Consider the following 9,350-nt stretch of genomic DNA (forward strand, 5'->3'; position numbering starts at 1 on the left):
TATGAGTGCTGCCGTCCGGCCCATCGCCGAATCCGAATTCCCCGAGTGGTTGCGAGCCGTGAACAGCGGCTTCCTGCGCCCTGAACCCGCCGACGCATCCGAAATCGCGCAGCGGGCCAAGCACGCCGACTTCGCCCGCACGCTCGGCGCCTTCGACGAATCCGCCGGCCGCTGCGTGGCCACCTTCCGCTCCTTCGCCCAGGAGCTGACCGTCCCGGGTGGGGCGAGCGTGCCCGCGAGCGCCGTCACCAACGTCGCCGTGCTGCCCACGCACCGCCGGCGCGGTCTGCTGACCCGGATGATGGCCACCGAGCTGGCGGCCGCGCGGGAACGCGGCGACGTCGTGTCCACGCTGATCGCCGCCGAGTACCCGATCTACGGGCGCTACGGGTACGGGCCCGCCGCGTCGATCGCCGAGTGGGAGATCGACGTGAGCCGCACCGGGCTCGACCCGCGCTGGTCCGGGCCCGCGGACGGGGGCCGGATCGAGCTGGTGGACGCGGCCGAGGCGCGCGCCGTCGGACCCGGGCTGCACGAGAGGCTGCGGGCGGTGTCGCCCGGCACGGTCAGCCGGAACGCGCGCTGGTGGAGCCTGGCCACCGGACTGGAGGAGATGTCCTCCCGCCCGTACAAGGGCAAGTTCCACGCCGTCTACCGGACGGCGCAGGGCGAGCCGGCCGGCCTCGTCGTGTACGGGGCCGACGAGCACTGGACGGACGCGAAGGTCCCGCTCAACACCGTGCAGGTCAAGGACCTGATAGCGGTCACGCCGGAGGCGCAGCGCGCGCTGTGGCACTTCCTGTGCTCGATCGACTGGGTGCTGAAGGTCCGCACGGGCTACCGCGCCCCCGACGACCTCGTGGGCCGGCTGCTGCCCGACCCGCGTGCCGCCAGGATCGTGACGGCCTCGGACTTCCTGTGGGTGCGCGTGCTGGACGTCGTACGGGCGCTGGGCGCGCGGACGTACGAGGTGCCCGGGGTCCTGGTGCTGGAGGTCACGGACCCGGCCGGTCCGGCCGCCGGGCGCTACCGTCTGGACGCGGGCACGGGGGAGTGCGAGGCCACCGTGGAGCCGGCGGACCTGCGGCTCGACGCGTCGGCGCTGGGCTCCCTGTACCTCGGCGACGAGTCGGCGGTGCGGCTCGGCGCGCTCGGGCGGATCGTGGAGGAGCGGCCGGGGGCTCTGGCGCTCGCGGACGCGGTGTTCCGCACGGCGCGCCGCCCGTGGTGCCCGGACATCTTCTGAGAGGGATCGGATCCAGTGACTTCGATTGTCGAAACCCTGCGGGCGGCGGGCTGCGTCTTCGCGGAGGAGGAGGCGGAGCTGCTGACGGACGCCGCCGAGGACGACGGGCACCTGGCGGACCTGGTGGCCCGCCGGGCCGGCGGCGAACCGCTGGAACACGTCGTCGGCTGGGCCGAGTTCTGCGGGCTGCGCATGCGCGTGGGCGAGGGGGCCTTCGTACCGCGCCGACGCACCGAGTTCCTGGTGCAGGAGGCGGTGTCCCTGGGCCGGCCGGACGCCGTCGTCCTGGACCTGTGCTGCGGGGTCGGCGCGCTGGGCACGGCGGTGGCGGCGCAGCTGGGCCCGAGGGCGGAGCTGCACGCGGCGGACATCGACCCGGCGGCGCTGGCGTACGCGCGGCTGAACGTGGCCCCGTACGGCGGCCAGGTCCACGAGGGCGACCTGTACGCGGCGCTGCCCGACTCGCTGCGCGGCCGGGTGGACCTGCTGCTGGTCAACGCCCCGTACGTACCGACGGAGGAGATCGGGCTGCTCCCGTCGGAGGCCCGCGACCACGAGCCGCTGACCTCCCTGGACGGCGGCCCGGACGGCCTGGACATCCACCGCCGGGTCGCGGCGGGGGCCCTGCCCTGGCTGGCCCCGGGCGGTCGCCTGCTGATCGAGACGAGCGCCCGCCAGTCCCCCCGTACGGCCTCGGCCCTCTCGGCGGCGGGCCTGATCGTCCGCGCCACCACCTCGGAGGACCTGCACGCCACGCTGGCGATCGGCACGCGCGCGGCCTAGGTCGTGTCGTCAAAGTCCCGTCTGGCCGGCGGGGCCTGGCACGCACGCTCGCCGCTCAGGGCGTGGTGAGGGCCCGGGCGAGGGGCCGGCCGGTCCTGCGGGCCCGCTCCGTACGTTCCCGCACCTCGCGCAGGGTGCGCGGGCGGTAGCCGGGTCCGCAGCCGCAGCAGGCCTGCCGGAAGTCGACCCCGGCGGCCAGCAGGGCGCCGACCACGCGCCAGCTGTCGACGTCCCGGCGCGGCGGCGCCGCGAAGGCGTCACCGGCGCACACCAGCGCCCCGCGGCAGCGCGGGCACCGGTGGTCCCGCTCCTCGCCGCGTTCGCCGTGGCGTGCGAGCTTGAGCGAGATCCGGCAGGACAGGCAGACGTGGGCGAACCGATGCGGCACGGCGAAGCTCCTACTCGTAGATCCGTGCGGCCGAGAGCTGTTCGGCGACCGATCGCCAGCCGACCGGTTCCAGCTCGTGGGCGTACGGCGTGACCGCGAGCCATGCGGCCCAGCCGTCGAACCATGCTTCCGCGGTGCCGTGCGCCCAGCTCCCGCCGTCCCCGGCCCACAGGCCGCGGGCGGCGCGGGTGCGCATCTCCTGCCGGTCGCGGGCGAAGTCCACGGCCAGCGTCGCCAGGTACCGGCGCAGGTCCGACGCGTTCGACACCGCGTCCTCGGCGGTCGGGGGTTCGGCGAGCGCGGTGTCCCGGTGCGGCTCGGCCGTGCGAGCCCGGTACAGCTGACAGGCCAGCCCGCGCCAGCCGCCGCCGAGCACGGCGGTGCCGTCGAGGTGCCGGTCCAGGACCGTCACCCAGCCCAGGAGGAAGCCGTCGAGGGTGCGGTGCGCCCCTGCGCCTGCGTACTCGGCCGAGAGCAGGAGCAGGTATGCGACGAGGTCCGGGCGGCGCTCCACCCGGTCCCACGCCTCGACGTTCTCGGGTATCGCCATCTGGCGAGCGTACGGACAACGCAGCGGCAGGGCGAACGAGTTGACGGCGTCCGATCCGGGCCCGGCGCGGCCGGCGCCGGTCACGGCCTCCCGCCGGCGCCGCCCCCGCCGTACGCTGGCGGGGTGACGCTCGATGACCTCAGACGGCTGCGCCGGGCCCGGGACATGATGGACCGCGAGTACGCCCGGCCCCTCGACGTGGCCGAGTTGGCGCGGGTCGCCCTGATGTCGCCGGGGCACTTCTCCCGCAGCTTCCGGGCCGCCTTCGGGGAGACCCCGTACAGCTACCTCATGACCCGCCGCGTCGAGCGGGCGAAGGCGCTGCTGCGGCGGGGGGACCTGAGCGTCACGGAGGTCTGCTTCGAGGTCGGCTGTACTTCGCTGGGCTCCTTCAGCTCCCGCTTCACCGAGCTGGTCGGCGAGAGCCCGAGCGCGTACCGGGCCCGCAGCCACGAACCGGGCGCGGCCATCCCGGCGTGCGTGGCCAAGATCCTCACGCGGCCCGTCAGGAACGGCCCCGCCACGAGCGGGCCCGCCGAGAACGGCCCGGAAGCGGAATCCCCCGCCCGCGCTTAGCGTCGACTGCATGGAAATCAAGCTGTCCCAGTGCTTCATCGCGGTCGACGACCACGACAAGGCACTCGCCTTCTACCGCGACGCCCTCGGCCTCGAGGTGCGCAACGACGTGGCGTTCGAGGGGATGCGCTGGGTGACCGTCGGCTCGCCCGCGCAGCCGGACGTGGAGATCGTCCTCGAACCGCCGGCCGCGAACCCGAACGCCGCGCCCGCCGACCGGCAGGCGATGGCCGAGCTGCTCGCCAAGGGCATGCTGCGCGGCGTGATCTTCTCCACCGACGACGTCGATGCCGCCTTCGAACGCATCCGGGCGGCGGGCGGCGAGGTCCTCCAGGAGCCGGCCGACCAGCCGTACGGCGTCCGCGACTGCGCCTTCCGCGACCCGGCCGGCAACATGCTCCGCTTCAACCAGCCCCGCGCCCGTGGGTGATTTTGCAAGCAGGTGCTTGCAATAGTTAGCAAGGTGCGGCAGGATCGGGGCATGGCATCGCTCAACGTCGGAAATCTCGGCGAATACCTCCGCGAACAGCGGCGGCAGGCCCAGCTCTCGCTGCGGCAGCTGGCCGACGCGGCGGGGGTGTCGAATCCGTACCTGAGCCAGATCGAGCGCGGGCTGCGCAAGCCGAGCGCGGACATCCTGCAGCAGCTGGCCAAGGCGCTGCGGATCTCCGCGGAGACGCTGTACGTGCAGGCCGGGATCCTGGACGAGCGCGATCGCGACGAGGTCGAGACGCGGGCCGTCATACTCGGCGACCCGTCCATCAGTGAGCGGCAGAAGCAGGTGCTGCTCCAGATCTACGACTCGTTCCGCAAGGAGAACGCGGCCGAGGCCGACCCGGCCGACCCGTCCCACCCGTCCGGCGGGGACGACGCGATGCACCCTACGAACTGAACTGTGATCCGGGAGGACCAGCCACCATGGCCATCGCCGATGACCTGAAGAAGACCCTCACCGACCCGACGCCGCTCTACTTCGCCGCCGGCACCGCCGACCTCGCGGTCCAGCAGGCGAAGAAGGTGCCCGGGCTCATCGAGCAGCTGCGCGCCGAGGCCCCCGCGCGCATCGAGGCCGTGAAGAACACCGACCCCAAGGTCGTGCAGGAGAAGGCGCGCGAGGCGCAGGAGGCGGTCGCCGCCAAGTTCGCCGACGTGCTGACCGCGATCGACCCGAAGAAGCTCGGGGAGACCGCGCAGGACCTGGCGCTGCGCGGCGTCGGCGTGGCCGCCGAGTACGCGGTGCGCGCCAAGGAGACGTACGACAAGGTCGCCGAGCACGGCGAGCAGGCCGTGCGGACCTGGCGCGGCGAGGTCTCCGAGGAGATCGTCGACATCGCGGTCGCCGTCGAGCCGAAGCAGGAGCAGGTGCCGGCGCAGGAGCAGGCCGAAGAGCCCGCCGCCGACGCCTCGGCCGAGGAGAAGCCCGCCGCCCGGCGCAACGCGGCGCGCAAGAACAACGTGAAGAAGGCCGCCGTCGTGGCCGGCGACGAGAGCTGAATCCCGAACGGGAATCGAATTCCGTGGCGGCGGGCCGGGCACCAGCGAGGTGTCCGGCCCGTTGTTGTCTGCGAGGGCCGCTCTGCCGGTAGCGTGGAGGCAGGCGGCATCAGGCGTGCGAGCGTGAGAAGGCGGTCAGGCGATGTTGATGAACGGGTTCGATAACGGAGTGCTTCCGTTGCTCGGGTTCGCCATGCTGGCACTCGCCGTCGTGGCCTTCGTGTTCGCGCTGCTGGCGCGCGAGGACGCGTACCGCGCCGCCGACAAGCAGACCAAGACCTTCTGGCTGGTCATCCTCGGTGTCACCGTGCTGGTGGACTTCTTCCTGGGGATGCTGTTCCTGGAGATCGCCGGCCTCGTGGCCACCATCGTGTTCTTCGTCGACGTACGCCCGGCCCTCAAGCAGGTCTCGGGCGGCGGGCGGGGCGGCCGGCGCAGCGGCGGGAGCAGCAGCGACGGTCCGTACGGCCCGTACAACGGCGGGCGCTGACCCGCGTCGGGACCCGTCAGGGCTCGTCGGGCTCTCGGTAGGACCGTCAGGATCCGTTGCGGGAGAGCAGGACCACGGCCACGTCGTCGGTGAGCTCGCCGCCGTTGAGTCGGCGGGCCTCGGTGACGGAGGCTTCCAGCAGCCCCTCGCCGCTCAGGCCGCGGTCGAGGTGGCGGTTGATCATCTCGACCATCCCGTCCTGCCCCAGCCGTTCCCTGCCCTCGCCGATGCGGCCTTCGATCAGCCCGTCGGTGTAGAGCATCAGGCTCCAGGTGCCGCCCAGCTCGACCTGGCGGCGCGGCCAGCGGGCCTTGGACAGCAGGCCGAGCGCCGGGCCGCTGTTCTCGTACGGGAGGAGCCGCGCACGGCGGCCCGGCCGGGAGATCAGAGGGGCCGGATGGCCGGCCAGGCACAGGCCGGCGCGGCGGCCGTCGGGGGAGATGTCCACCGTGCACAGGGTCGCGAAGATCTCGTCGTTGGGGCGCTCCACCTCCAGCACCTCCTGGAGGGTCGACAGCAGGTCGTCGCCGCACAGGCCGGCCAGGGTCAGCGCGCGCCAGGCGATGCGGAGCTCGACGCCGAGGGCGGCCTCGTCGGGGCCGTGGCCGCAGACGTCGCCGATCATGGCGTGGACGGTGCCGTCGGGGGTGCGGACGGTGTCGTAGAAGTCCCCGCCGAGGAGCGCGCGGCTGCGGCCGGGGCGGTAGCGGGCGGCGAAGCGGAGGTCGGAGCCTTCGAGGAGGGGGTTGGGGAGCAGTCCCCGCTCCAGGCGGGCGTTCTCCTGGGCCCGAAGTTTCGATTCTGCGAGCTTGTACTGGGCGATGTCCGCCCGTTTTCTCTCCACGGCGTAGCGGATCGCGCGGCTCAGCAGCCGGCCGTCGAGCTCGTCGCGGAAGAGGAAGTCCTGTGCGCCGACCCGTACGGCCTCGGCGGCGCGCTCGGCGTCGGCCTCGGCCGTGAGGACGAGGACGGCGTGGCGGGGCGCGATCCGGAGCACCTCGCGCAGGGTGTCCAGCTGGTCGACGACGGCGGTGCGCGAGCCGCCCGTCGTCGTGGATCCGGTGGCGGGGAGGGAGAGGTCGAGCAGGATGCAGTGCACGTCGTGGGTGAGCAGGCGCGCGGCCTCGGTGAGGTTGCGGGCGGTGCGGAGCCGGATGCGGTGCCGGTCGGCGTCGAGGATCTCGGGCACGGTGAGCCCGCCCGCGGGGTCGTCCTCGATCACCAGCAGGGTCAGGGACGCCTGGGGCGCGGTGGCGTGCGCGGCGGGGACGTGCGGTGCTGCCGGCGCGGCTGCCGACAAAGTTGCCGGCGGGGTTGCCTGAGCGCTCTCCGTGGCGGGGGTCTCCCTCTGCCGCGGTACGGGTACGGCCATCGTCTCCGGTTCCTTCCCTCCCCCCGAGGGTGCGTCCGGCAGACCCTAGCGGGCGGTGGCCGGGGAGCGGAATGGTGTTCCGGGCCAGCGCCGCAGGCATATGCCGTTATCGCGGGGGAAAGTCCGCCTCACTGGGTGCCCACTGAATGAGAAACGTCACGGCGACGGCGATCGCAGTCCCGCCCACCGAGACGTCGCCCGGCCCTCCGGGGTTCCCTCACCGCGGGGCCGCGGTTACGCGTCGGGGCGGACCACTGCCTTGATCGGCATCGAGCCGGCTCCGGCCAGGGTGACGTTGCGGCCCGGGCGGGGGGCGTGGATCATCGCGCCGTCGCCCACATACATCCCGACGTGGGTCGCGTCGTCGAAGTAGATGATCAGGTCACCCGGCCGCATGTCCTTGATCGCGACCTTCGGCAGCAGCCGCAGCTGTTCCTGCGACGTACGCGGGATGCTCCTGCCCGCCGCGCGCCAGGCCTGGGAGGTGAGGCCGGAGCAGTCGAACGAGGACGGGCCCTCGGCGCCCCACTCGTACGGCTTGCCCATCTGCGCCGTGGCGTACTGGACCGCCTTCTTCCCCGACTCCGACGCCGAGGTGTTGATCTCCTTCAGCACACCGGTCGAGAGCCAGGCCGTCTGCGCCTTGTACTGCGCTTCCTGCTCCAGCTGGATCAGCCGGGCCTTCTCCTCGGCCTGCAGCTTGCTCTCCAGCGACTCCGCCGACTTGATCTTCTCCTCGATCTGCTTCTTCGAGGTCTCCTGCTTGATCCGGTTGGCTTCGAGCTTCTCCCACTGCGCGCTCGCGTCCTTCGCGTACTGCTGCAAGTCGCTCTGCGTGCGGTTCATTTCGGAGAGCAGGTCCGTGGTCGCCTTCTCGCCCTGGCGGATGCGGTCCGCCCCGTCGAGGAACTGGCTCGGGTTGTTGCTCAAGACCAGTTGGGCGCCGGCCGGCATCCCGCCCGAGCGGTACTGGGCGCGCGCGGCGGCCCCCGCGCGGTTCTTCAGGGCGGTGATCCGGTCCTGGCCGGCCACCACCTGCTTCGCGATCTCGACGATCTTGGCGGACTGCGCCTTGGCCTCGCCCTCCGCGAGGTTGTACGCGTCCGTCGCCGTGCCCGCCTGGCGGTACAGCTCGTCGATCTCTTTGCGTACCTGCTCAAGGGACTTGGCGCCGGGCTCGGGCATCGGCGCCGCCTGGGCCACGCCCGTCATGGCCGACACCGCCAGCAGCGCCGTCGCACACAGCAGCGTGAGAGCGGACGCACCCCTCCATCGCCTGCGCTCCACGGTCCCCATGGTCCCCCCAAGGTGCCCCGAGTCGGATCCGGTATCAGATCTGACTATTCATCAGTAACTTTGCCCTGCCTTCGGGATGGTGCCACGAGTGGGTGAATTCCAACACCCTCACGGGGGCCGTCCCGATCTTCGCCCCGGTGCAGGCTCCGGCCCCGGCTCCGGTCCTGGCTCCGCCCTCGGTCCAGCCCCCGTCCAGTCCCCCACACCTGCCCCCCCACACCCGTCCCCGACGACTCAACGGGCCACCCCGGCAACCGGTTCCCGGCCGCGCCACATTCACCCCGCCGGGCGCAACGCCTCCCAGCGCACCGTCAGTTCCCCCTGCCGCCACCGCACCGGCCCGTCCGCCAGCGGCCAGTCCGCGGCCAGCGCCCGCGCCGTCCGGATCCAGCGCTGCCGTGCCCCGTACGAGGCGTAGGGGGCGGCCGCCGCCCACGCCCGGTCGAAGTCGCGCAGGAACGCGTGCACCGGTTCCCCCGGCACATTGCGGTGGATGAGAGCCTTCGGCAGCCGCTCCGCCAGGTCCGAGGGGCGCTCCAGGGAGCCCAGCCGGGTCGCGAACGTCACCGTGCGCGCTCCCTCGGGCCCCAATGCGACCCACACGTGGCGCCGCCCGATCTCGTCACAGGTGCCCTCGACGAGCAGGCCGTCCGGGGTCAGCCGGGCGCACAGCCGCTCCCATACCGCCGCGACCTGATCCTCGTCGTACTGGCGCAGTACGTTCGCCGCGCGGATCAGCGTCGGCCGGGCCCCGCCCTCCAGCGGCACCTCGAACCCGCCGTGCCGGAAGCTCAGCCCCTCCCGTTCGTACGGCTTCGCCCCCGCGACCCGCGCCGGCTCGATCTCGATGCCGACCACCCGCACCCGCGGCGCCGCCTCCCGCAGCCGCGCCAGCAGCTCCACCGCCGTCCACGGTGCGGCCCCGTAGCCGAGGTCCACCGCGACCGGGTCCTGCGAGCGCCGCAGCACCGGCCCGTGCGTGGCCGCGATCCAGCGGTCCATCCGGCGCAGCCGGTTCGGATTCGTCGTCCCGCGCGTCACCGTGCCCACGGGGCGGCGCGGGGGCGGGGCGGCGGAGCGGGAGGACATGCGCCGAGGGTAAGCGGAGCGCACCCACCGGATGAAAACGCCCCCGCGGCACGAAGGGCGCCGCCG

Annotated in this window: 12 protein-coding genes; 7 read left to right on the plus strand and 5 right to left on the minus strand. The window is 73.1% G+C overall.

All coding sequences use genetic code 11. From position 1 onward, the window contains the following. Position 1 precedes the first annotated feature (1 nt). Together ACFXGI_RS32345 and ACFXGI_RS32350 are read left to right on the plus strand one after the other, a co-directional pair. A complete protein-coding gene (locus ACFXGI_RS32345) occupies positions 2-1,246 on the plus strand; it encodes a GNAT family N-acetyltransferase (RefSeq protein WP_384714495.1) in 1,245 nt (414 codons plus the stop codon). 15 nt (positions 1,247-1,261) lie between these two features. After that, positions 1,262-2,029: a putative protein N(5)-glutamine methyltransferase gene (locus tag ACFXGI_RS32350; protein WP_384714498.1), complete on the plus strand. Its 768-nt coding sequence runs from the start codon at positions 1,262-1,264 to the stop codon at positions 2,027-2,029. A 55-nt stretch (positions 2,030-2,084) separates the two neighbouring features. Here ACFXGI_RS32350 and ACFXGI_RS32355 read toward each other — a convergent pair whose 3' ends face one another. Continuing rightward, complete coding sequence (locus ACFXGI_RS32355) at positions 2,085-2,417, minus strand: deoxyxylulose-5-phosphate synthase (protein WP_384714501.1); 333 nt, start codon at positions 2,415-2,417, stop codon at positions 2,085-2,087. A gap of 10 nt (positions 2,418-2,427) precedes the next feature. Next, a complete protein-coding gene (locus ACFXGI_RS32360; protein ID WP_384714504.1) occupies positions 2,428-2,967 on the minus strand; it encodes a hypothetical protein in 540 nt (179 codons plus the stop codon). Between the two features lie 123 nt (positions 2,968-3,090). Here ACFXGI_RS32360 and ACFXGI_RS32365 point away from each other — a divergent pair, with 123 nt between their 5' ends. The 5 genes from ACFXGI_RS32365 to ACFXGI_RS32385 all read left to right on the plus strand — a co-directional run bounded on the left by ACFXGI_RS32365 (position 3,091) and on the right by ACFXGI_RS32385 (position 5,527). Next, the gene (locus ACFXGI_RS32365; protein WP_384714507.1) at positions 3,091-3,543 is read left to right on the plus strand and encodes a helix-turn-helix transcriptional regulator; all 453 of its coding nucleotides are present in this window, start codon (positions 3,091-3,093) and stop codon (positions 3,541-3,543) included. 10 nt (positions 3,544-3,553) lie between these two features. After that, entirely contained in the window at positions 3,554-3,973 is a 420-nt protein-coding gene (locus ACFXGI_RS32370) for a VOC family protein (protein ID WP_384714510.1), read from the plus strand. 51 nt (positions 3,974-4,024) lie between these two features. Continuing rightward, positions 4,025-4,435, plus strand: coding sequence for a helix-turn-helix domain-containing protein (locus ACFXGI_RS32375; RefSeq protein ID WP_384714513.1), 411 nt, complete (start codon positions 4,025-4,027; stop codon positions 4,433-4,435). A gap of 26 nt (positions 4,436-4,461) precedes the next feature. After that, positions 4,462-5,037 (plus strand): hypothetical protein, encoded by a 576-nt coding sequence (locus ACFXGI_RS32380; protein WP_363124532.1) that lies wholly within the window; start codon positions 4,462-4,464, stop codon positions 5,035-5,037. A 142-nt stretch (positions 5,038-5,179) separates the two neighbouring features. Then, entirely contained in the window at positions 5,180-5,527 is a 348-nt protein-coding gene (locus tag ACFXGI_RS32385) for a DUF2516 family protein (RefSeq protein ID WP_030157060.1), read from the plus strand. Positions 5,528-5,573: 46 nt separating this feature from the next. On the opposite strand, the gene ACFXGI_RS32390 is transcribed toward ACFXGI_RS32385, so the two are convergent. The 3 genes from ACFXGI_RS32390 to ACFXGI_RS32400 form a co-directional block, all read right to left on the minus strand. Continuing rightward, a complete protein-coding gene (locus tag ACFXGI_RS32390) occupies positions 5,574-6,899 on the minus strand; it encodes a PP2C family protein-serine/threonine phosphatase (protein ID WP_384714518.1) in 1,326 nt (441 codons plus the stop codon). A gap of 234 nt (positions 6,900-7,133) precedes the next feature. Then, positions 7,134-8,195 carry a C40 family peptidase gene (locus ACFXGI_RS32395; RefSeq protein WP_384714520.1) on the minus strand — a complete coding sequence of 354 codons (1,062 nt, stop codon included), beginning with the start codon at positions 8,193-8,195 and terminating at the stop codon, positions 7,134-7,136. Positions 8,196-8,471: 276 nt separating this feature from the next. Next, on the minus strand, positions 8,472-9,284 hold the full coding sequence (locus ACFXGI_RS32400; protein ID WP_229338328.1) for a class I SAM-dependent methyltransferase: 813 nt from the start codon (positions 9,282-9,284) through the stop codon (positions 8,472-8,474). Positions 9,285-9,350: the final 66 nt, after the last annotated feature.

The organism is Streptomyces sp. NPDC059355 (genome assembly GCF_042752335.1).
Taxonomy (GTDB): Bacteria; Actinomycetota; Actinomycetes; order Streptomycetales; family Streptomycetaceae; genus Streptomyces.

What these genes read in the sequence shown, in the direction of transcription:
- ACFXGI_RS32370 (WP_384714510.1), top strand. Translation starts at nt 3,554, where the DNA reads ATGGAAATCAAGCTGTCCCAGTGCTTCATCGCGGTCGACGACCACGAC.
- ACFXGI_RS32400 (WP_229338328.1), bottom strand. Translation starts at nt 9,284, where the DNA reads ATGTCCTCCCGCTCCGCCGCCCCGCCCCCGCGCCGCCCCGTGGGCACG.
- ACFXGI_RS32395 (WP_384714520.1), bottom strand. Translation starts at nt 8,195, where the DNA reads ATGGGGACCGTGGAGCGCAGGCGATGGAGGGGTGCGTCCGCTCTCACG.
- ACFXGI_RS32360 (WP_384714504.1), bottom strand. Translation starts at nt 2,967, where the DNA reads ATGGCGATACCCGAGAACGTCGAGGCGTGGGACCGGGTGGAGCGCCGC.
- ACFXGI_RS32345 (WP_384714495.1), top strand. Translation starts at nt 2, where the DNA reads ATGAGTGCTGCCGTCCGGCCCATCGCCGAATCCGAATTCCCCGAGTGG.
- ACFXGI_RS32375 (WP_384714513.1), top strand. Translation starts at nt 4,025, where the DNA reads ATGGCATCGCTCAACGTCGGAAATCTCGGCGAATACCTCCGCGAACAG.
- ACFXGI_RS32380 (WP_363124532.1), top strand. Translation starts at nt 4,462, where the DNA reads ATGGCCATCGCCGATGACCTGAAGAAGACCCTCACCGACCCGACGCCG.
- ACFXGI_RS32385 (WP_030157060.1), top strand. Translation starts at nt 5,180, where the DNA reads ATGTTGATGAACGGGTTCGATAACGGAGTGCTTCCGTTGCTCGGGTTC.
- ACFXGI_RS32390 (WP_384714518.1), bottom strand. Translation starts at nt 6,899, where the DNA reads ATGGCCGTACCCGTACCGCGGCAGAGGGAGACCCCCGCCACGGAGAGC.